This is a genomic window from Oligoflexus sp., assembly GCF_035638955.1.
Classification (GTDB): domain Bacteria; phylum Bdellovibrionota_B; class Oligoflexia; order Oligoflexales; family Oligoflexaceae; genus Oligoflexus.
Genome location: NZ_DASQYZ010000201.1, coordinates 26708 through 49012 on the forward strand (window position 1 = coordinate 26708; position 22305 = coordinate 49012).

A 22305-nucleotide genomic window follows, 5' to 3' on the forward strand; every position below is an offset into this window, starting at 1 on the left:
CATGATTGATGCAAGCCAGATTAAGCCGGATACCCCAGTTGTTTGTTCAAACAATGGTCAATTTGCAACCGTCGATCATATCGAAGGTCAGGACCTGATCAAGCTATCGAGGGATGATGATGGTCAGCATCATTATATTCCGCTCAGCTGGGTCACGTCGGTCGATGATCAAGTTCATGTCGATCGCCCGGGCGACCAGGCGATGCGTGAATGGTCGACCTCAGCTGATGCCGCGCGCCTTCACTAAAATGGATTCCTGAAGCGGCCGCGTTTTGCGTGAGCCTCTTCAGGTCCGAAAAATTCGCTCAAATGATTTTACTGGATCTATCGGCTCAAAACAGTTTGAGGCGAAAAGGTCGCAGGGAATCGCTCCACCTGTCTGCACTTCAGTCATCGATCCCCAACACATCGTTCTCACAAATAATCGCAAGCGACTAATCTATTCAGTCGGCGGTACATACATGAAAATACTTTGAATTCTCATGAAATAAGCGACCGGTTCTCGCGTCTCCCCAATGTCACAAGAAAAACTTTGTCATGAGTTGCCGGCTGCTCCTGATAAAGAACAATCAACGCACAACAACTAAAGGATGTACATGAGACTTATTTACAAGTCACTCCTCGCGGCCACGACCCTCCTGGGTCTTGCTTCGAACGGGTATTCTCTCCCTTCTGCAGAAAAGTACGCGGACATCGCTCTGCTTGCCGACCCTGAAAATGGCGGCTTGGACCCAACCATGCAGCCCATCTTCCCTCAGGATGATGAAGATCCGAACATCTTCTACGCTCCCTATGATCAGGTCTATATTAAGGACCCCGTAGGCAGTGTGGACGAACGCTTGAAGTTCGGTCTCACCTATGATGAAGCTGGCGGCTTCTTGAGCATGACGGTGCGTGCTGGTTACAGCCCCAATCGCGTGAAAGCCATTCAGACCTTGCGTGGCGAAGGCAAGAAGGTTCTACCTTTGATGCCGATCTCGGGCGGCTGGACGCTGTCGATGTCGTCGAAGAACACAGATCTTATCCTGGGTGCCTTTGATCAGATCGATACTGTTTTGCCCGATACACCCGTGGCCATGAGTGTTTTCATCGCCCCCAAAGCCATTCAGTACATTGTCAGCGCTTATAATACCGGTGCCTCGCTTGGCGTGAACTACCGCTATAATTTCCGAGCTGTCCTCACTCCGTTCAAGATGCGCGCGAGCATCCAATGGACCAACTTCACCGCCATGATCCAGAATGAGTTTCAGATAGCCACGGCTTCTGAAGCGGCAGTCGGCGGTTGCCTGTTTGGAATCTGCGCAACCGGCAAAGCCGCCCTGCAAACCCATAACACGGTTCGCAAACTGCTCCGCGTCGGTATCGAGCGTAGTTACGTTAAGATCACGTATCTTGGCGGCGGCGGCAGCGCGAGTGAAGAAGATCGTTACAATCGCATGATCGACGAGCTCACGAAAGTCGTTCTGGCCAAAGTCTTTAAACCTATGGCAAGCTCGTGGAAACCGATCGACAATGCCCCGGTCAAGGCCGAGTGTAAGGTCAGCGGTGTGATCGGCGCTTGCTTCTCGGCCTCGATCGCCCATATTTACAACTCCGAAGTCACCTTCGAGAACCGTGAATATACCTATGAGATCGAAGCCAAGGGTATCGTGAACCTGCCAGCCGTCGTCGGTAACAGCTTCAGCTACCTCTGCAAGGATCATCCCGAGCTCTTCAACCATATTCGCACCGGCGCCCAAGGCTGCCCTGTGAAATGGGAACGTGACGGCCAAGGTATCCAGACCACGGCGGAAACAGGCAAGCAGCCCGTTCTTCCTCCTAAAACAGGCGGAGCACCTCCTGTGACTCTGGACCCACCCTGAACGTTTTTCCAACTCTGTGAAGCATTCCCTGGCCAGGCCAGGGGGTGCTTTGAATTTTCTGAAAGGATTTTCATGCAAACATCAAGTCTCGCGCTGATTGGTATTCTTGCTCTGCCTGCTGCTTCTGCTTTGGCGTTGCCCTTCCCCGTAGGGACTCAGATTGCCAACTTTAAACATGCCGATGCTCTGGTCCTCGTGGATAACGATGATATGACCCGGGCTGATTTCGCCAGTGGTAACTATAAGGTCGTGCATATCCTGCCTCGCCGCGTTGAAATTTTTAAGGATCCGGAAACCGGCAAGGCCGATTTTTCCACGCTGCCGGTCTATGATCGCAACGGCAAAATCCAGAATCTGATCCTTGATTTTTCCGTCGTCACCAGTACGGGCAATGTCGCGGAATCCAAACTCGCTTCGGTCTTCCCCTCGATCGCGACGCGCTACTATCCGATGGCTAAATCCAGCAGCTTTGCCGGTACCTTTCAATCGGAACATGCCAAGATCCTGACCCTGGTCGATGACAGCGAAGGCGCTCCGGCGGATTTCGTCCTGAACGCCATCGGCCAGGCTGAGCCTTTGCGCATCGACCTTTCCAAGGAGGGCCTGAATCAGCTGCGCTGTGCCATCGATGGCTTTGAAGCCGCCCAGGCGGAAATCGCTGACAAGGGGCTGGATCCTGTCGACTTTCCTTCGGCGCTTTCGCTGATCACAGGCCGCTTGAATCAGTCGTATCGCGTGATGGATTATGAACAAAAGTTGATTGGCGTCAATGCCATCACTGATTTCCGGCATAGCATTCTTCTGACAGCCAAAGCCGATCCCACGGACTCCGCACGGGAGCTGGATGGTTTGATTGCCAAGGCGATCAAATTCTATAAGCCCACCTGTGATTGGAAACCAAACGTACCGGCCGAAGATCAAATCAAGCTGGCTGGTTTCAAGGAATTCATCATCTACATCGGACAGTACAGCATCACGTTTAAACTGAAGTATTCGCACTAAGAAAAAGGGATAGCATGAAACGTGTGATGGCCAAAACAGCCTTGAAAACTTCGCTTGTATTCGCTCCGCTTGCCATCAGCAGTTCGCTGCTGGCGGCGGGCCTTCCTGCCCTGCGTGTGGACGAGAGCAAGAAAGCCAACGAAAGCGGCTTTCTGTATCGCGTGATTGATGGCAAAGGTCAGGCGGTGAGCCTGCCAAAGATTGAGATTGACCTGAATGAGTTTGCCAATTGCGATGGGTCGCGGGACAAAAAATGCGTGGTCTTTAGCATGGCGAACCGCGATACCTTGAGTCCTTTGACCACGGAAGTGGAACGGTTTCAGGTCCAGGTCCAAAACGAATCCGGCAACAGCGAATTCCGTTTTCGTTGCGGGCCTTCAGCGATGACGCCGGTTCCTCTTTACAATGCTCCCAATTTCGTCAAATGCGAATTCCAGGCCCTGGGTTCCACCAAAGTTTCGAACGCTCGTGAATTTCGGGAAAACTTTGGCCGCATCCGTGAAGTGCTTCCCGTTACATTCGACGTGACATTCAAAGCCGTAGGACGGAAGAAAGTCATCATGCCTGCTGCCACGGGTGAGATCTCGATTGATCTGAGCAAGGTGGAAAATTTTCTGAAAACAGCGGGCAGCAGCCTGGCCTACCAGAGCAACGGGGAAACCCTGCTGCCGCGTTCGGTGGCATTCGGTCTGGTGCAAACCGTTGTGGGCCTCAACCCTTGCTGGGTTGGGCAGTCCGAGGATTCCTGGAAAGGCGCGCCGTCCTATCTGAAGGGTCTGACCGAAGGAAAAAACCACAACGCGCTGCTGTTTACCTCGTATGAGAATCAGCAGTGGCTCTGCAAAAATTTTCGGGAGAATCCCAACGCTCGCGTCTCCTATCGTACCTTTTTGCTGGGCGTCTATGATCGGGTGTTTACAGAAGCCCTCGGTGATCGAGGTGAATCGGGTTATGCGATTGAGTCCGGTTATGATCGTCGTTTGAACATCCCGGTGGTTGTGGGCCAAGCCTCAGAAGAATGGCAGGACGAAAGCCGTTTTGTACCGACCCATGCGCATGAACTGGCCGCGTTTGAAATCCTGGACGACAATTAATCTCTCGAAAGGAAGTACCTTATGCATAAAACAGGTCTGACGTTGACTCTGCTGGGTCTTGTCCTCAGTGCAAGCCCAGCAGCCCTGGCCTTGCCCTCGCTATCCCGCATCTCGGATGTTCCGGGTGTCAGCTCGGTTTTCATTTATGAAGATCACGAGAATGTGGAGCGGACCAACGGTTTCATTAAGCTCTATTATAACCCGACACGATCGGTGGTGGCTCGCGGCGCCGACGGCAAGCCGGAATTCGCCTTTGCCTGGATTCGTCCCAACTCGGCCAATCCCGAAGCGGAAGTTGTCGCGACCATGAAGCTGGAAGCTCCGGTGGCGATCGCGGAGCGTTTCGAACAAATCCGCACGACCTATTCCGAGCGTTATAAGGTCCCGACGGATCGCGTTTTGATTTTGCCTCTGCCTATTGTCGACAGCAAGGTGAAGTCCTTTGCTCTGGATTCCTACATCCAGGACCAGGCGCTGCCCTCGGATATGACGCCGTTTGATGGTCAATTGCCCTTCTATTTCCAATTCACCTACCAGGGCACCAACTGGTTCCGCAAGCAGGTGGTGGAAAAACGCTGGCGCTTTGCCCAGTATGAAGCCGATGTGCATTTTTATAATGAAATCGAAGCCAAGACGGAAACCCGGCACTTCAGCATTCCGATGTTCCTGGATGTTCCCATCTGTGCCGTATCGTTTGACGCCTGTCAGGACTGGTAAATCATGAGTGAGCGATTGGAAAAAAAATCAGGACGCCAACGTCTCTATCTCTGTGCTTTGCTCAGTGTTGTGGCCGGTTCCAAGGCCTATGCTGCAACACTGAACCCGGTGGTTCTGCCAGCCTGTCCGACCCAGGGCGTGTATCAGGAAGTGAATGACGCTGGTGTGGCTGATGCGCAGTTCATTTGGTATGTGCCTTATCGTATTGGGCTTGACCCGCAACCGGACAGCGTGAGCGTCTTCACGTGGCAGGAAGCCTCGGAGGATTGGCTGAGCCTCAGCTTGAATCTGCGGCTCCTGCCTTCGGACAACGTCGAACGCTGTATCAAGGCGGCTTTTCCTCAGCATACGCTGCGTGAAATCAAGGCTTCGCGGGTGACCCTGCAGTTTCTATCGAGCAGCAGCGTTTATAACGCCGAAGTCGATGGTGGGGAAAACCTCGACATCTTTGATAAGGCGCAGTGGGTGGGATTGAATCTGCACGGTCCCCAGCTTCAGCACAATCTGAAGAATGCAGGGGATGGTTTTTCGTTCCGTGCCTTTTTTCGAGGCGTGGTGCTGTGGGATCTTCCTTATGAAATAGGCGGCGTTCGTACCCTGCGACAATCGCTCACTTTTGCCGCTCCAGATGAGGCTCGTTTGAACCTTCACGTGAAAGAGGCCCTGCATGCCATTGATCCGTAATTTCCTGGTGATGGGAGCTCTGGTCGGGACGACGGCTCTCGCTCAGCCGCAGATTGATCATAAAAAGTCTGTTTTTACTGCCGATGGCAGTGTGGTGGAATTGATTCACGATAGTCACGATCCTTTGCTCTTCTATCGACTGCCGCATGAGTTTGCAGTGGCCAGGGATTCAGATGGTCTTGCCATTCAGGTGATCGAAGGCCCCAAGGCCTCGACTTATGATTTTACCTGGCGAGCCGAGGATTGGTCCGGCCAGACCGTGCAGGTCCAGGATATCCTGAAGCGGGAACTCGGTCCCGGTGTCCAGGTTCGGGTTATCTTCCCAGCCCTGGAAACGCTGACTTTGGATCAGGAACTCTTCGATGGCTTTGATGCCACGTTCGAAAATTTTTCCGAGGTTGGTCCGTTCTTGCCTGATTCCCGACAAACATTCCGGCTGACCATTCCCAAAAAGAATGTCTCACGCTTCCGTAAAGCCCTGGTGCAGGGCAGTGGCTTTTATCTGCCGCTTACATTCAGCATGACCCTGCCCGATCCTGACCGACCCGGACAGCTGATCAGTCTGCCCTATGCGTCGACGCTTTTCCTGGGTGGGTTGAGTTCATGCGCTTTGATTCCCTCACTGAACTGTTAAGGGAGATGACATGCGTAAATTTTGGATGCTGAGTACCCTCGTCGCGACCTCGCTCCAGGCGGCCCCCAATCTGGAGCGGGCCAGCGAGATTCTGATCGATGCCACCAGTGAGTATGGCCAAAGCCTGCGAATTTTTCCGGATCACGAGACACCGGGTGTCTATTGGTGGGCACCCTATGAAATGGTGATCGCAACCAATCCCACGACCAAACGGCCTCTGGTGAAGTGGTCCACCCAGGAGGGGAGTGCGCGAATCAGTTTTGTGGCCAGCCTGAAACGCCTGGGCCTGGGCAAGGAACGCGATATTCTGGTGCGATTCGCCGAAAGCCTCGGGACAACACCGGACAAGGTCGATGTACGCCCGCTGTTCTTTCGCGATATCCGGTTGAAGCTGAACTATCAGATGCTAGGCGGCTTTGTTCCGGGTGACTGGCATCCCCAGACATCGGTGGAAGGGATAAACATCAGTGAGAGTATCAGCCTTTCGGATGAGGAAAATAAACTGCTTCTGGGCGCGTATAAAGTCGGCACGGCCGGTATGCGGGTTGCCATGGGTATCCAGACGCAGTTTCCTGCGTACCTGGAGCCAAGCAGTTGGACGCGTGAATATTCCCGCAGCTGCCTGGTTGATTTGATTTTGGATGGAGAATCTCTGGCTGATCTTGCAGGACAGGAGGTCAGTCGCCGTCTTCTGTTAGGTCGCGTGTATCGAGCGGAAGGGGGCTGTGTACAGAAATCTACGCAGGTCGGGCAAGCACCTGATGAGACGGAAATTATCGACGGCTGGCTCAGTCATTTACGCAATAATTCCCTGCTCCTGGAGTCCAATAATCCGAAGAAGTTGAAGCTGGCGGAAAAAGCCGTGTGGGACAGCTTTCTAGCCAATGATGCGGGCCGGCTCGAGGTGGAAATTCCATCCGGTGTGCAGTACTATCCCGCAGAATTTGGCCGATTCCTGCTGGAGTTGAAGCCAACCGACTGAACGAAGCGACAAGGAATCCTGCATGAAAAGACATAGCAAACGATCACGACAGACTCTGCTTACACTGATCCTCGGTGTCTCGCTCCTGGCGGCGTGCAAAGGATCGTCAGGCAGGAATTCGGATCCCGAGGGTCCGAAGCTGGTGGAGCCACCGGTTGAAGTTGTGAAGGACTGTGCCCAGGGCGATCTTTTTTGGTCTGATGCGGCGTTGGTTCCCCTCGAAGCTCAGCTTCGCAGGAATCTGCCTGAGGAACCTGAGTACTGGCTCGGTACGATTGACAATGCTGTGGTTTGCACGGTTCTGCGGCCGTCCTGCGACGAGGCGGACGAACTTAAGCTCTATTTCGATGTGGTATGTCCGGGCGAGAAAACGGCGGCCTATTTGGAAACACCCAGTGAAAGCGCCCGTCACCTGCAGGATATCTGTCGCCAGGCCCAGTCGCCGACGTTTCACCGTTGTCAGGCCGCCCTCACCGAGCGGCTTTTGCAAAAAGCTTTTACAAGCATCACGGATCGGCCTCGCTTTTATAAACTGAAAAGTGAGTGAAATCTTTCCCCCATTTAGGAGTGATCTCTATGTTCGTCAAACCCGCTCTTATGTTCATGTCCCTTGGTATGGCCTCGTGTGCGCAAGGACGAGGTGATTCCTCACGACCGAATCCTGCACCAACCGAAACTGTGGCGGCAGAGGCAGCGTCCTCGATCAAGCTGGTCGGCAGCGACAGTTATCTGCTGACGCAAAATGAAGGTCGCAATCAGGTCATCATTCCCAGCCAGATGGCAGGGACGGTGGAAATTACTTTGAGCCAATGTTTCGATTCCGTCAGCAAAGGTTTTTTCAAGGATCCACAGGGCCAGACCTATCCTTTCACAAGGTTTGGTATTGCCTTGAAAGGGGAGGCGCGAGGCGCCGCGAACTGCCAGGACACCTTCGTGGTGAACCTGCCCGTGATGATGGAGATCGCCGGAACCATCAATTTTGAATATGTGCAGTCGTCCCAGCAGAAAGTGTTCACGCGTGAATTCTCTGTGGTCGCCAAGGATAAGATCAAATTTGCCAGCGGTTCGATCGACGAACCCGTCGAACCCCAACCGGATGATGGCGTCGAAGACCAAAAATGCGGTGGCCCCTGCGAGGACCTGATCGCGGACTTTATGGGCCATGTGCTTGAAAAGGAAACTCGGATTTTCAGTGATGTGTTCGCCCGCAACCAAGTGGCCGGCCTTTTCTTTCGCGGCACCACCCAAAAAGGTGAATTTTCGGTTCGCTCCGGTTCCTTCGCCTTCGAAGAGGGCAGCTATGAGATTCGTAACAAGCGCCTCATCCTGACCAAAAAAGGCGGCCAGGAAACCGTGGAATTCGCTTATCTGCCGATTCAGGATGTCGGCCGGCCGTCTCCTACGCCGACTCTCTATGCCAAGGAAAAACAGGGTATTAACAAAACTTCCTACTACATCTGGTAAGGCTGGTGCCATGCGTGAACGCTTTCGATTGTTTCTGTCGATCTGTTGGATCAGTTTCGCTTTCGCGAAGCCACTTGTGGCCGGTGAGGATTTGTCTCTGCAATCCCTCGCCGTTGATGAAATGCAAACCTTTGTGAACTGCAAACGCAACTTTTTCGATGGCGACGTTTGCAAGCGTTTGGTCAATAAAATTTGTACCGTGCCGGAAAACGTCGAGGTCTGGCAGTGTCTGGAAAATGCCTGGACCAACTGTTTGGCCACCGATTTTTCCACCCCGGCCTGTCTGAAGACAGTGCAGAAGGTTTGCACGGCGACGAAGAATAATTACCATTATGTCTGTGATCGCACGCGCTACGAAACCTGTCTGAAAAGCGAATTCAAGGAAGAAGGTTGCCAGGACGATCGCATCACCTTCACACTGCCCATCCTGAAAAAGGATATCGAAAAGCACGAGGCATCCCCCAAGACCCGACCCGCGGGGCTGGAGCAGAAATACTGTGATCTGTCCGCCCAGGATCCCACCTCGCCTCTCGCGATGGTGTGTCAGGGTCAGGATTTGACTTTGGATACGCTCCTGCTGGCCTATGGACGCTTGAAAAAGACGGACCCCAAGGCGGTCATACGGCTCTTCCAAACGTTCGCGGCCAATGATCTGGGGCCGGATTCCATGTTCAATGCCATCGATCTGTCGCTGATTTGGATGGAAATTGCCGACAAAACCGAAGGCAAAGGCGGGGATGACCTGCTGCTGCGTCGTGCCGCGGCGCAAACCTTTGCCAAGGCCGGGTCGGATGACCTTCTGGCAACCTTCCTTTTGATTGAAATGACTGAAGACTCCGATCCCATCCTCCGGGCTGCGGCTGCGAAAGGTTTGGGCTGGCGCACGTACCGCAGTTCACTGGCTCTGAGTGCCGTCTTGAAAAGCCTGACTGATGAGGCGGAAGCTGTGCGGCTTGAAGGCATCAAGGGTGTCGGCCCACGCTGGCTGCTTGATGCTCAAAGCGTGCTGGCTTCGACCGATCCCACCACCAAATTGAGAATTCTGGTGGATTGCAACGCGGTGCAGGTGGACCCCAATTTTTATCAGAAAATTACGACCATCGATGACTTGAAAAACATCGACATGGCGTCACCGGAAGTGCTGTGTGCGATCGGCAAGGGAGCCAACCTCACTCGACTGAAAAATGATATCGTCGGGCGTTTCATCACCTTGATTCAAAACGACAGCGCTTCCTCGGCGGAACGTATCGCGGCGGCCAAAGCCCTGCCTGCGTTCGTGGTCAGCCCCCAGGAATGGCCAGGCTTTCACGACAAACTGAAGCTTACCTTGAATCATAGCAACCGGCACCTGGCCGGAAGCGTTTTGGAAAGTCTGGTTCGTATGCTGCCCAACAAACAGGCTGGTGATGAAGATGCGCCCCAGGCTATTACCGATAAGTTTGCTCAGCCTCTGGCCACGCACCTTCGCTTCCTCTTTGCGTCTGGACCGAAGGATGATGTTCAGCTGAAGGAGATTTACTATCTGCTTCTGAACAAGGGTCTTTTGCAGACCTATGAATCGCTGCGCGCGCCGAACCTTTATCGATTGACCATGGACGAGTGCGTCGCGAACAGCAGTATCAGCCTTTTCCGCCGACTCAATTGTTATGCCGGTCTGGTGCCAAGTTCGGCTGAGGCCGAAGTCCTGGTCTGGCCGGTAGCGCGTGAGGTACTCAAACGCGGCAATTTCATCGAACGCAAACGCCTTTCTGAACTTTTAGGTTCGAATGCGTTGAGCTTTCAGCTGCCACGGGATCAGGGCCTGGCCTGCAGTGAGATCGTGGACGAGGTGAATGAGCTCAACCGCAGTTTCCTGCGAATCATTGAGCAACCTCTGCATCCGGAAATATCCTCCCTGCAGAACCTTTACAGCATCTTTGATTTCCTCCTGGCCGATTATCAGGTCTGGATGGAAAGCTGCACAGAGTTGCGAGACAAGCGCGAGGCTCTGGTTCAGAGTTTAAAAAAGCCTCTGATACTGAATAAAATGCTAGCGGTGGTTCAGGCCAACTTTCCCAAGCTGCCCATGAAAGCCTGGTATGACGAGTATCCAACGACCAAAAAGGACGTGATCGAGATCGCGCACATTCCGGGTGAGGTGGCCATTAATCCCGAGGTCCACCTGCAGAGGAGCTACACCACGCGCAAGGACATTGGAGAAGAAAAAATTCCCCAAAATTTTCCGTCCCGGCCCGTTGATACAGTGATCGTGCATGACTTCGCCTGGGAGCCCTATAAAAGGCTGCTGGCAGAAGCGCAAGGCTGGGACCTGAAGGTGGCCCTCGACCCACAATTCGAAGCCTTCTACTGGGGAGTCAAGACTCCTCAACCTAAACCATAACTGGCCCCTTACCAAGGCAGGAACGACTATGTTTTCTCTGTTTATCATGGCTGCATCGACGCTGGCTCCCCCGTTGGACTACTGTGAGAACTTTGATCAGCGACTGGGTTTTTACAATGACTATCGTGCCGCTCTGCAACAATCCTTGGATGACGCCAAACCCGGCCAAAAACTGGTGTTTGAGGTCGTGGAAAAAGCCGATCCGGAAACCGAGGCGTTGCGCTACAAGGAAACCTGGATCCTGAAGAGCATCAATAAGAAAACCGGAGCGGTCAAGGTCGAGGCCTTGCGTCAGGCCACCGGCGCCCAGGACAGCAAGGACCTTATCGATTGGCAGGTCAAGATCGGTGACGCCGTCGATCCGAAGCCGGCTCTTGAAAACTGTTCTCACCCTTACATGTACGCCTATACGTTTACCCGCGGGCAGGAAAAACTTGCGCAGGGAACCGTGCCGACGCTGACCCGTCAGCAGTTTGAAATCGGCAACGTCAAACTCGTACAAACTGTAAGCAGCAAGGTGCCTTTGGGCCTTGTCAAAGAACATATGGAAGTCTTGAACCGGAAAACCGGCAAAGTCAGCAGTCGGGATTTAAAGCTCGTGAGCTATAGCAGCAAATAACCCTCTCCTTTAGGACATGTATGCGGAAAAAACTTTTGACCAGCTCCGTGCTGGCTGGGATCCTTTTGTCTTCGAGTCTGCACGCCAAGCCCGTTTTCGAGGAAGCCACCGAGAACTTCGGCGTGGATTTTGCGAAACCTTATCTGCGGCTGCTGCCGAATTCCGAGGTCCCGTCCAATTTTTTCCTGATTCCCAAAAAATTCGTGGGTACCATCCGCGTGTCTGACCTTTTTGGTGGGACTGTCACGGGTAACCTGATTCGCCAGAACCTGGGACCGAATCATGCTATTTTTCGCTTTCTCGTCAGTCCGGATATCAGTCTGCAGAAAGCGCTTACTGTGGCGTCCAAGTTGGTTAAATATCAAAATGAGCATCCCGAATTTTACGTGAGTGGTCTGGAGTGCCCGGCCGCTGACCTGAATTTCAATTCCATTCCGCGCGCGCTCTATTCGGCGGTGAAGGTGCAGCCTATAGCCGAGAAGTTCAATCAGTATATTGACTCGCCTTTTGATCTGACGCTGCCCGAGGGCTATTTTTACACCGTGGAAATGGAAACCACCAAAGCGGATACCCTGCAGAATCTTCTGCTGACCAATGGGGCCAAAGGCGCTGCGATCCTGAACTGCGATGGCTATGTCAGTCGCTCAGATATCGGCAAGCCCTCGACCCTGGTGGGCAGCAGTATCGCGATAGACGCGAAGTTTTATGAAGTTGTTGAACTCGAGGGGGACTTGTGAAGAATCTGTTCAAATCATCGACATCGACCATCATGCTGCTCCTGTTGGCCGCCTGTGGGCATCCAGCTGATAACGAGACAGGCAGTCAGCTGCAGGGCTACTATAATAGCTCCAAGCTCTGGGGCCACCGTGAACTCCGCGTGTGCTGGACCGACCTGGACCAGAGCACAGCGGCTGACCGTGCGCTCGTGCAAAAGCGCATTGCAGATACCTGGGCCCGACACTCATCCTTAACCTTTGTGGGTTGGGACGAATGTGAAATCTTCCGGGACGAGGACATTAATATTCGCGTCGAGGATGATGGTTCCGCGCCGCATACGGAGGGTCTGGGCACGGATCTATCGACCTGGGGTTACATGAGCCTTAACTTTACCTATCAAAACTGGGGCAACGGGACCGCCTGTACCCAGAGTGAAGCGGGACGCAAGACGTGTATCGGCACCAATGCGATTCATGAATTTGGGCATGCGCTGGCCATGGCTCATGAACATAACCGCAGCGACCGCGATGCCACTTGTATCGAGGATCAGCAGGGCACCGATGGCGACATCAAGATTGGGCCTTTTGATCATGATAGCATCATGAATTACTGCTATAGCTCGTCCTATCGCAATCGCTTGAGTCAGGGCGATATCGATACCATTCAAGCCATGTATGGTTCACCCTAAGGGAAAGGAAGACTATGCGTAAACTATGGGCACCGATGCTGCTCCTGCTTGTGAATGCCTGCGTGTCAGGTGGAGGCGGTGGCAAGCCGGTCTTTACAGCGGAGAGTGCACAGATTGAACTGGTCCGCCGCCCGAGTGGATTTCTACCAGGAGGCAAGGGGCCCGTCCAACTGCAGATCAAGCGTGAGGATCTTTCCGCACAGGCCCTGGCGCAGCTGCAGTCCATCCGTACCATGCCGCTGGAATCCGTGCCCTGTCGAGAGGATGCGAGCTGGGTCCGCACACTCAGAATTGTGGATCAACAGGGGGCGAGCCAGGTCTACTACGCGGATGATTACGCGTGCCCGAAAAGCGAAAAGCGTTTGATTGTGAAGGGGGAAAGTCTGGATACGCTCGAGAAACTGTTGAAGTGAGGGGGAGCCTCGGTGGAATCACCGAGGCGATCCTTGTCGGTCAGACGGTCTTATTTCAGAGCCTTCTGCAGGTTCTCCATGGAAACCTTGGCGCTGGCGCCGGTGGCTTCAATGAACATGTCCCGGAGTCCGCCTTTGGTGAAGGACTTGGGGAAAATGAGATTGCCTTCAATCATGCCTGTGGTGCTGGTCGAGACGGAACGATCTTCCTCATCGCATTCTCTCAAGTCCTGCATCTTCACAACAACGTCGCCCTTTTGGTTGACGGCCTTGATCGAGGATTTCGCTGTCATGACCGCTGCGCCTGTTCCACCCAGGGACCATGTGCCGCCTTTATAGCAGTAATCCAGCTGAACCAACGCGACAGCATCAACTTTGAGAGTCTTGGCCATGTTGGCTAACTTGGCTTTGACATCACGCTCACTGGCGACGTTACCCATGTGAGTCGTGCGAACTTCCTTATCGTTCAGAACGATAGGCAGCATGCCGGCTGGGGTGAAGAAGGAGCGAGCATAGGCATCCTGAGCCATGTTTGCGAGCATGCCCAGCGTGGAATCGGGCTTGACGCCTTCCACCTTAAAGGCTGATTGGTAAGCTTCCGATTGGATGACAGCATCCGGATTCACGACTTCCCAGCCAATGGATTGAAACTCCCGGCTGAAGATGCGAAGCGCCTCGTCAGCGATCTGGATTTTCATATCATTGGGCCAGTCCTTGACGAGACCACGGCCGTCGGCACGAGCCACCTTATCATTGGCATATAGACTGACGATGGCCACTCGCTTGACTTCATTGACTTCAGGCTTCTGCACGATCGTCTGACAGCCTACCAGCTGCGATAGGGCTACGGCCAATGCACCCATCTTAAGAACAGCACTTCCAAACTTCATGGTCTAACCTCATTCCGGTTTATCAAACACACTCCATGATTATACGGGGTTTGTGCGACGGGGTCAGCTTGTCGAGGTGGGAATTACTTACCGTCGGTACAGTTCCTCAAAAACTCGCGGATTCATAAGCTGACAGGCTTTGGTCAGGTGTGCCTAGAGTTCCGGCAAAATTTTGCAAATGAACTGAAAGTCTCGATATTCCCTCCTGTTTATCGCGACTTCCCCGCGGTGAGAGATGGCCTGGTTATTGCTTTTTTTCCTGGATGCAACTCATCGCAATGGGGAGAACCAACAGTGGGAAATTACAATCCGGCGCTTTGGAGGTCCCTCCTGGTCGGTGCGGTCGGGTCAATTTTATTGGCTTGTGTCAGTTCCCATGGTTCATCCGAAGCCGAGATGCTTGACCCTCTTGAAAGCTGGGTGCCTGTGCATTCCAACTCATTCGAAGTTTATCTTCCAGGCATGCCGAGTGTCATGGAATATGCTGGCGCTGACAAGGAAACCTTGGAGTCCATGAAAGTCCGTACGTTTACCGTTCAGCAAGGCTCGGGAGCTTTTATGATTGCCGAAGTGGATCTCTCGGCAAGCATGATTCAATCGGCTCAGGACATGGATATCTTGAAAAAAATGGCATTCTTCGATTCCAGCCTGCAGCATAACGTCAAACGCATGGCGGGGACGATCAAGCAAACCAGGCTGATCACGTTCCGCGGTTTCGATGCCCAGCTTGCCACGATCGAAGTCCAGGATCACCGTTTTGAGAGCATTATGTTTATCGGCAACAACCATCATTACCAATTGCAGTTCCTGGCCAAAGTCGTGGACTGGGATAGCAAGGATGTTGCAGAATCGAGAAAGCAGTTCTTCAACACATTCAAGCTTCTGAAACGCAAAGAACCCAGCTAAAGCTAAGGCCGTATCACTCCCAACACAGGAGCCATACGGCCTCATGCATCGTCAGGGATTAGTCCTTCAGACAAAGCACAGAAGACGTCACCTTATTGTATCCCAGGCCATCCAGATTGAACCCAGTCCCGCCGTTCACGGCCGTGCCGCTGGTCCGATCCCACACATTCTTGGAAAATGATAATCCCGATCCATAAAGGTAAAGCACCTTGCTGACCTGAAATTTAGGATTATCAAACAGGACAGCATAAAACCCATCTTTGACCCAAACGCTGCTGATCTGATCATTCCAGGCGGTGGCCAGTTGATAGGCGCTATTCTGATTCGAGTTTTGTTCCAGAGGCGTGCCGCCCCGATTCAGTTCCTTATAGAACAGACAATCAGCGGAAAAAGCGGGCTGAGCAATCAGAGCCAGGAGAAGAAGGCGTTTCATATTCCAGTTCCTTTCATTATTCAAAACAGGCTGTGAGCGAGCCGCTGTTGTCACCAAAGGCATCTTTTTTGTCATTGATGATCATGTTCACTTCCGCGATCTTGCTGAACGTGAGCCCATCCTTCCAGCCCGCCCAACCGCCCCAGGCATTGGCGCTGTTTTTGGTGGCAATCAGGAGGCGTCCCAGATTCAAATTATTGGCCATCCAGTTGTTCGGTGTGTAAGGGCCGGGGTGACCCGCCGGGCCAACTTTTTTCGTTCCATCAGCCAGGGCTGACCAGGTTCCTGTCACGGATTTCAGCTTGGAGCGGGGCCGCAGAAATTGGAAAGGCTGATCCTTTTTCTTGGGAGAAACTGTCACGCACTCCGTAGGCACTTTTTGGAGCATGGCATTGATGTCTTGAAACAGACTCGTCGAGGCTTTTTCCGTGATTTTCTTTTTCACGGCTGCGATTTGGAAATCCTTGGGCATGGTCCCAAAGTAGAGTTCGTAAACCCGCTTGATGTTCTGGTCCAAAAACTGTTTGCGAATCCAGGCATCGTGGTCCGTTTTGAGGGAATCGAGGGTGATGACCAGGTTCGGCTCATCGAAACGGCGTGTGGTCCAGAGATCCAGAAAATTATCATGGTAGTCGGTGCCGAAGGCATAGGCGAGGGACGCCACGAATGTGCTGCGATCCAGGCCTTGAGCCGTCTTGAGGAAATCCTGGATTTCACGGCTATGCGGACGCATGCCATTGGCCTGGAATTTACGGGCAAAATAGTTGAGTTCTTCTGGAAGCGGGGCACGCTTCAAGGTTGCGGCAAAGGCTGTGATGACAATGTCAGCACTATCCAGTTTGGATTTTTTCAAGGCATCGACAAATTTTTGTTCCAGCCAGGTTTCACTGCAGACCCCTGGGTTCAGGCGGCATTCGCTCAGAAGACTGCTCTGGAGGTCGGGCGCAATCTCGCGACCGTGTACATCAAGATAAATTTTTTGAATGTCGGCCGCATCCAGGTTACTGGCAGCGCAACCGATGGAGTAGACCTTCGCTTTGGGTTGACCGGGCACATAGCTTCGGACCAGATAGTCCAGCGACTGATCGGTTACGTTCTGGAGCGAGCCCGGAATTTTGCCAAAAAGGGCTGCCGCGGACGGGCAGGAAAACTGCACCAGCGTATTCTGGTAAGCCTTGAGACGCAGCAGGGGAACAGGCTGCTCGGGCTGATTGACGATCTTATACGCGTCGCTGGCGAAATCAGGTCGAGTCGGGGTCTCACAGTAAAGGACGGGCTGCTCTTCAATTTTGCCATCCAGATAATCCTGGAACTCGGCATCCGAAGGATCCAGCGTGGTCAGTTCACCCGTGACAGGCAAGCCAAAGGCTGCCTGCAGACGGTCGTCGGGAGCCTGGCAGCTCAAACGAAAGGCATGCCCACCTGTGAGGAGAACACGACTCACGTTGGTTTCGTCATCCTTGACTTTAAAGATCCGCGCATCAAATGGCAGCTGACGTGGTTGAGCGGCAGGAATGGAAAGATCCTGGGGCAGGCGCGAGGCTGTACTCAAGCAGTGAAAGGCACTGATATTGTCACCGCCAGGGATATCCGCGAGATTTTCCTTAAAAATGGGAATCATCGGATCACTGGCCTTGGCAAAAGTGTTCAGCACATTCTGGCAGCCAATCTCGAACAGATTTTTGTCCAAGGGGCTGGAAACGTTGAAGCGCGCCAGGATGTGGCTTTTCTTTTGAGTCTGATCCATAACCCGATAAAGCTGACTGAACAGTGGGGCCACCTGGCCCTCGCCGTTTAACGCATCGCAGGACAGAAAAGGCTGCTCGGAAATTTTGTATTCCTGTTCCAGATCCTTCTCGGTAATGAATTCAATATCACTCGTGTCCAGGAATACTTCGCCGAATGATCGAGCCACGGCGCGTGGATCGCGGCCTTTGCACGAGATAGCGAAACCCATCAGGGATTTTTGATCGACGCCGTTGGCATCCTTTTTCTTTTGGCTCATGATCACAACCGGAAAACCACCTGAAGGCAATTCACTCAGAGCGGGACTGATCTCGCCTTCCAGCTTGAACATGCGAACTTCGAGCAGTGTGGAATCGATAGCCGCCTCGTGCCAGGAGATTGTGGAGGCCGGGTTGTCTTCAGCCAAAATGGAGACGGGCTCGCTCGATTCATGGCCGCATCCTGCTGCGAGCAGCAGAAGCGCGCATGTCGTCGATTTTGTTTGCCGGGGACTGAACATGTCTTTTCCTCTTGGATGTTTTAGTGTTTAAGACAGAGGACCGAGGTGGCCATATCCCGGAATTTGAACTCCCAGAATCATGCAAAGACTCGCAGTGAGTCCTCTCAGCAGCTTGTGCATGGTACGTTCCTTGGTTAACGAGGTCCGAATGACTCTCAATTGCAACATGGACGACCGACAAGCAATAGAAGTGCCACAGACTGTTGAGCCAAGAACCCAAGGAACAGAAAGCGAATTCTGAAAAAGCAGAGCCTGGGGGACGTCCATAAAAATGGACATTGGGTTCATGATGTCCATGTTTGGAGACGCGCAAGGCACCACGGCGTGTGAACCCAGGCATGGCACCATGTTTGCTGATGCAAGACGGCAGGAACATGAATCCTTCGCCCACTCATCGACAGACAGGAAATCCATGAAGGCTGTCCTCCAGGTTTGGAACGTCCCTTGGCTCAAAGTTGTTCTGGCTTCCAACGGCCGCTTCAGCCTTTGGCAAGGTGTTATTTTCAAGGGACGTATTCAAGGGCTGGCCTATCGGTTGGAACGCGATTGGTTTGCGATTTACTCCAGGACGGGTACTCTCCAGTTTCGGAAAAACACGGAGGAGTTTTCCGTCAACCATGATCTTCGCTGCGCGTATGAGCGGTCATCGGATGGCACACGATGTTTGGTTCTGAATCGTCACGGTCGGGAGGTCCTGCGACATCGCTATCGCATGATTATGAATGCGGACGGTGAAGAGGCCGAGGATTTTTTCCTGTGGGCGGCGCTTCTCCTGAACGACAAAACTCGCCAAACGCGGATGCTTGAGGCCTGGTCGGAAAACCTGCCTTGAATGTGGGCTCACCCCGCTCAGCAATGTCCCGAAAGCTGGACCCGGTTCACCCCGAGGTCCAGAAAACTGCACACCATCCCTGGCTCTTTTCTGGTAAAAACCCTGGAATCTCATGAAATTCGCAACTTCAATAACTGGCACATCGATTGCTTTGCGGCCAGACATTGACACTGTGAGTGGCCTTTGTTTAGGGAGCCAAAATGTTTAAGAGAGCCTTCTTGTCTGTCATGGCCATGGCTATGATCGGTACATCCTGTCACTCCGGGGACCCGGAATCGTCGCTTCAGGATGCAAGCCCTGGCACGAGCAGCAACCTGGGGCAGGCCGTTATCGATTCGACTCTGCTCGAAGTGAGAATGTTTCAGATCGCAGGTGAACGGAGCCTGGCTTTGCAGGATTTGCCGAAGAGCTTTCCTGTCATGATCATCAATCAGAAGAAGAAGGCTGCGGATGGCACCGAGCAGTATGCTCCGCTCGGATTTGCCATCAACTGCAAAGGCCGTGACCCCCGCGCTGTCGTCAATGCGTTTGGTGAAGCCTTTCTGGAAACAGACAACCCTGAGCTGATCACAGAATCCGAACTCGACGACATGTTCCAGGTCACCAGACAACCCATCCTGCGCTGTGATGCCCTCAAAGGCAACCTGCAGACCAGCCCTATGTTCAGCCAGGTTTTCCGAGTGATCGACCAGGCTGCGGGCAAGGTTCATCATCTGGTGCGTTTCAATGCCTCAAGCCCTATGGATAAGCGCCTCTTTGAAGTCGGTTGTCAGAACATTATGGATGCGTTTGGCCCGCCGCAAGCCGGCTCGATCCCTGTTTTGCGTGAGAGCGTCAAGGATTTACCCGGCGCTGATGACCTCGGCGCCATACATTGCTTCAATACCGCAAGCCCGCTGGCCAAGGATCTGTCCATTCCCACCCACGCTGTAGCCCCCTATCCCTTCGATGCGCGCCTGTTTCGTGTGCAGGATAATGAGCTTGGACTGCTGCGGGTTCTGCTGACCGATGGCAAGGCTTTCCGGCTGAATTGTACAGCTTCGGATGGTGAACTGCAGACGGCCTTCGGCTTCCCTGAAACCGGTAAACTGTCCACCATCACCTCGGCCGATGCTCCCTTCACAGACTATATCAATGGCAAGGTGGAAGCTCAGCCCACCCTGAATTGTCCGAGCGTATCGCGACCGGAATTTGCCAGTGATGGCTACCGCATCAGCAACCAGGGACAGCAGGATGTGGCATCAGCCGTCCGCAATCCCCTGATGAGGCTCAAGGCGGCCGAGGATACTCTGGTGCAATTCAGTTGCGAGTCGGCGGCTCGCTTCTTTGCAGGCAAGTTTATCGATCGGTTGGTTGCAGAACCTGCCTTGCTGCAGAGTATGACGTTGGAGTCGAGCGATTATGTCGTTCGCAAGTATGTGCCGGACCAACTGAAGACGCGGAAATATAAAATCGGCTGCGGCAGCGATTCGATGAATCCCAAACTGGATGATATTCAATCGGCCTTTGTTCAGGTCTTTGGTGTCTCTACGTCCGAGGAAGCCCTGAAATCGTTTGCTGCCGACATGAAGCCGAAGCTGAGCAGTTTCCAGCTCAAGGACATTGTCGACTATTTCGTCTACGGTATGGCGACGAGTGAATTTGAAGTCAAAAACATTACAGAGCGCGCCTTCCGCGCCGCCAAATCCCGGGAAGCCCATGCCGAAGAAAAAGCCTTCTTTGCAGTCTGGATTCTGAAGCAAAAGAAACTGCGACCCCATCATGACGAGCTGGTGAGCTACCTCCGTCGCATCAAGGACCTGCCTCGCGCGGAACTGATCCGAAGCTACATGGATGTGTTGAATGAAGCCTCCGAGGGCGGCCTGAAGTGGTGGACCGGGGAAATGATGTCCCATCCTGATGTGACCTATACCTATGATTACGCGGTGTCGGCCCATGTGGAATGGCTCCTGCGAGCGGAAAACAGCTGGAATCTGGATCATGTCATCGACATGGCTTATCAGGCTGCCCTGAATCGAGGCATTGATAATGCTGCCCGTGACAAGGTTCGTCAGTGGATCCGTAACGACAGGTCGGTTCGTGCTCATTACAAGGAACTCGTCAACTTCATCCGGCAGCATCAGGGCGACTTCGCGCACGGCAGTGAACCCGATTACGAGGCGCTGCGCAGGACCAACTTCCGCTTCGTGAATAACTGCCGAGGCAACCTCAGCCTTGTGCTGAAACTGGTCACCACCAGTAACGTCTGGGAAGTGAAGTCGTTCACGGTGGCCCAGGGCGCGACCGCTTCGATCGATACGCAAGGTCGGTATCTTTACTGGTTCGCACATTCACCCGCTACGGGCTTTGAGTCCTGGGGCGGTAGTTTACAGTTCACCAACGTTCAGGTTCCGTACCAGAATCAATGGAAAAAGACCTATCGTCATGACATGAAAGGTGGCGAAGGCGGATACAGTCAACAAAGCGTGAGCTGCTCCTAGGAGGCTGGGACACATTTAATGTGTCCCAGCCTCTTAGGCTGCTGTCATTATCAGATAATTGGAAAGGAAGGTTATGAAACGGATTTTGTTTTTCCTGATGCTGGCTGCGGGGCCTTTGCAAGCCCAGAGCGAAGGCTGGAGTTGCTCGTCGGCGTCTCTCCCGCAGGAGTGTACAGGTTCAGCGGTGGATGGTTCCAGCGAGGCGGCCGAGCATGCCTGTCTGCTTCGTCTTTATGGTTGCGGCAAGTATGAGCAGGTCATTCATCGCGTCGGCAGTGCGGAACGCGGCCTGAATAAGATTCAAAATTATTTCGCCGGTGTGAGTTACTTCGGACTTTTGAATCGCGTGCGTGCTCAAAGTCTCCGCTGCTACTACATCAAAGCCGCCAAACAGCAGCTTGAAGAGTTTATGGATGCTGTGCAGACAGTCTGTACCGATCCTTCGGATGCCAAAACCTGTTCCCGTAATCCGGTCAGCTATGGATCGGATCGAGACATCGATATGATCTATCACGCCTCGCGCGTGCAGGATGTCCTGAAAAAAGAAGCGCGTTGCGCGGAATCCGCTCATACCGAGGCTTCCATCTATCGCTACGGCAAGCTCTATACCAACGACGTCTTTCGAAGTTCCGTGCATGGAGTGGCCACCGGCAGCGATGCCGTCACGCAGTCGCTCAATCAGGGCCTCAAGGGCGTCCAGGAATCCCTGAACCTTTTCGTCACTGAAGCCAGCAAGCTGGAATCCCGCTACACGCAGTACAGTATCCTTATGGACCAGGCCGGCAAGGATCTGGGCGAGATTTCGCTGTTCCTGCGCGATACGGCTTTGTCCCCCGAAATCGTGGCCGTTGAAGAAAAAAACGGGCTCTCGCATATCACGATCGATGATAGCAAACTCGGAGCCTACCTCGATGGTTTTGATGCTCAGCTGCAGAATTCAGGTGCCATTCCCGTTCGCAGTGCGGAGCAAAGGCTGGAGCAGTATTTCCAGAAGAACACTGTGTATTACTCCGATATCCGCAACGATAATCTGAAGCGGGTCGACGACTACCTGATACGCTCGGCGCTCTTCAATAACCTCTTCCGTTTGGACGGAGACGTCAAAGAGAAGCTGAAGCAGGCGCAAGGCAGTACCGCGGGTTCTTCGCAAACTCTCACGTCGTTCCAGCAGGCTTTGAATGAATACAAAACTGCATTCAAAGGCAAGGATGAGCCCTGCACACTCGTCTTTCATAAAACCAAATGGCATTGCCTCAACTGAAG

Annotated in this window: 22 protein-coding genes; 19 read left to right on the forward strand and 3 right to left on the reverse strand. The window is 53.2% G+C overall.

The genetic code is table 11. The annotated features are described in order from the left end of the window. The first annotated feature begins 1 nt into the window (after window position 1). The 15 genes from VE954_RS18570 (at window position 2) to VE954_RS18640 (ending at window position 13256) form a co-directional block, all read left to right on the forward strand. Window positions 2-247, forward strand: a complete 246-nt coding sequence (locus tag VE954_RS18570) for a DUF2171 domain-containing protein (RefSeq protein WP_324955471.1) — start codon at window positions 2-4, stop codon at window positions 245-247. A 349-nt stretch (window positions 248-596) separates the two neighbouring features. Then, the gene (locus tag VE954_RS18575; RefSeq protein WP_324955473.1) at window positions 597-1862 is read left to right on the forward strand and encodes a hypothetical protein; all 1266 of its coding nucleotides are present in this window, start codon (window positions 597-599) and stop codon (window positions 1860-1862) included. 72 nt (window positions 1863-1934) lie between these two features. Further along, on the forward strand, window positions 1935-2864 hold the full coding sequence (locus VE954_RS18580; protein ID WP_324955475.1) for a hypothetical protein: 930 nt from the start codon (window positions 1935-1937) through the stop codon (window positions 2862-2864). A 14-nt stretch (window positions 2865-2878) separates the two neighbouring features. Then, the gene (locus VE954_RS18585) at window positions 2879-3958 is read left to right on the forward strand and encodes a hypothetical protein (RefSeq protein WP_324955477.1); all 1080 of its coding nucleotides are present in this window, start codon (window positions 2879-2881) and stop codon (window positions 3956-3958) included. Between the two features lie 21 nt (window positions 3959-3979). Next, window positions 3980-4675 carry a hypothetical protein gene (locus VE954_RS18590; RefSeq protein WP_324955479.1) on the forward strand — a complete coding sequence of 232 codons (696 nt, stop codon included), beginning with the start codon at window positions 3980-3982 and terminating at the stop codon, window positions 4673-4675. Between the two features lie 3 nt (window positions 4676-4678). Continuing rightward, window positions 4679-5359, forward strand: coding sequence for a hypothetical protein (locus tag VE954_RS18595; RefSeq protein WP_324955481.1), 681 nt, complete (start codon window positions 4679-4681; stop codon window positions 5357-5359). Continuing rightward, on the forward strand, window positions 5343-5993 hold the full coding sequence (locus VE954_RS18600) for a hypothetical protein (RefSeq protein WP_324955482.1): 651 nt from the start codon (window positions 5343-5345) through the stop codon (window positions 5991-5993). Before VE954_RS18595 ends, VE954_RS18600 begins: the two co-directional genes overlap by 17 nt. A 10-nt stretch (window positions 5994-6003) precedes the next feature. Further along, window positions 6004-6975 carry a hypothetical protein gene (locus VE954_RS18605; RefSeq protein WP_324955484.1) on the forward strand — a complete coding sequence of 324 codons (972 nt, stop codon included), beginning with the start codon at window positions 6004-6006 and terminating at the stop codon, window positions 6973-6975. A 22-nt stretch (window positions 6976-6997) separates the two neighbouring features. After that, window positions 6998-7522 (forward strand): hypothetical protein, encoded by a 525-nt coding sequence (locus VE954_RS18610; protein WP_324955486.1) that lies wholly within the window; start codon window positions 6998-7000, stop codon window positions 7520-7522. Between the two features lie 29 nt (window positions 7523-7551). Then, entirely contained in the window at window positions 7552-8439 is an 888-nt protein-coding gene (locus VE954_RS18615) for a hypothetical protein (RefSeq protein ID WP_324955488.1), read from the forward strand. A 10-nt stretch (window positions 8440-8449) separates the two neighbouring features. Further along, a complete protein-coding gene (locus VE954_RS18620; RefSeq protein WP_324955490.1) occupies window positions 8450-10819 on the forward strand; it encodes a HEAT repeat domain-containing protein in 2370 nt (789 codons plus the stop codon). A 28-nt stretch (window positions 10820-10847) separates the two neighbouring features. Then, window positions 10848-11438 carry a hypothetical protein gene (locus VE954_RS18625; RefSeq protein ID WP_324955492.1) on the forward strand — a complete coding sequence of 197 codons (591 nt, stop codon included), beginning with the start codon at window positions 10848-10850 and terminating at the stop codon, window positions 11436-11438. Between the two features lie 20 nt (window positions 11439-11458). Beyond that, window positions 11459-12175, forward strand: a complete 717-nt coding sequence (locus VE954_RS18630; protein ID WP_324955494.1) for a hypothetical protein — start codon at window positions 11459-11461, stop codon at window positions 12173-12175. Next, window positions 12172-12843 carry a hypothetical protein gene (locus VE954_RS18635; RefSeq protein WP_324955496.1) on the forward strand — a complete coding sequence of 224 codons (672 nt, stop codon included), beginning with the start codon at window positions 12172-12174 and terminating at the stop codon, window positions 12841-12843. The genes VE954_RS18630 and VE954_RS18635 overlap by 4 nt, the downstream gene beginning before the upstream one ends. 14 nt (window positions 12844-12857) lie before the next feature. After that, complete coding sequence (locus VE954_RS18640; RefSeq protein ID WP_324955498.1) at window positions 12858-13256, forward strand: hypothetical protein; 399 nt, start codon at window positions 12858-12860, stop codon at window positions 13254-13256. A 50-nt stretch (window positions 13257-13306) separates the two neighbouring features. Here VE954_RS18640 and VE954_RS18645 read toward each other — a convergent pair whose 3' ends face one another. Next, a complete protein-coding gene (locus VE954_RS18645; protein ID WP_324955500.1) occupies window positions 13307-14146 on the reverse strand; it encodes a hypothetical protein in 840 nt (279 codons plus the stop codon). A 294-nt stretch (window positions 14147-14440) separates the two neighbouring features. On the opposite strand from VE954_RS18645, the gene VE954_RS18650 reads away from it, so the two are divergent. Further along, the gene (locus VE954_RS18650; RefSeq protein WP_324955502.1) at window positions 14441-15052 is read left to right on the forward strand and encodes a hypothetical protein; all 612 of its coding nucleotides are present in this window, start codon (window positions 14441-14443) and stop codon (window positions 15050-15052) included. A gap of 58 nt (window positions 15053-15110) precedes the next feature. Here VE954_RS18650 and VE954_RS18655 read toward each other — a convergent pair whose 3' ends face one another. Both VE954_RS18655 and VE954_RS18660 read right to left on the reverse strand, forming a co-directional pair. After that, window positions 15111-15485, reverse strand: coding sequence for a peptidase inhibitor family I36 protein (locus VE954_RS18655; protein WP_324955504.1), 375 nt, complete (start codon window positions 15483-15485; stop codon window positions 15111-15113). A 16-nt stretch (window positions 15486-15501) separates the two neighbouring features. Continuing rightward, complete coding sequence (locus VE954_RS18660; protein ID WP_324955506.1) at window positions 15502-17730, reverse strand: hypothetical protein; 2229 nt, start codon at window positions 17728-17730, stop codon at window positions 15502-15504. A 286-nt stretch (window positions 17731-18016) separates the two neighbouring features. Here VE954_RS18660 and VE954_RS18665 point away from each other — a divergent pair, with 286 nt between their 5' ends. The 3 genes from VE954_RS18665 (at window position 18017) to VE954_RS18675 (ending at window position 22303) form a co-directional block, all read left to right on the forward strand. Further along, window positions 18017-18562: a hypothetical protein gene (locus VE954_RS18665; protein WP_324955508.1), complete on the forward strand. Its 546-nt coding sequence runs from the start codon at window positions 18017-18019 to the stop codon at window positions 18560-18562. 200 nt (window positions 18563-18762) lie between these two features. Beyond that, window positions 18763-21042: a hypothetical protein gene (locus VE954_RS18670; RefSeq protein ID WP_324955510.1), complete on the forward strand. Its 2280-nt coding sequence runs from the start codon at window positions 18763-18765 to the stop codon at window positions 21040-21042. Between the two features lie 73 nt (window positions 21043-21115). Then, entirely contained in the window at window positions 21116-22303 is a 1188-nt protein-coding gene (locus VE954_RS18675; protein WP_324955511.1) for a hypothetical protein, read from the forward strand. Window positions 22304-22305 lie beyond the last annotated feature (2 nt).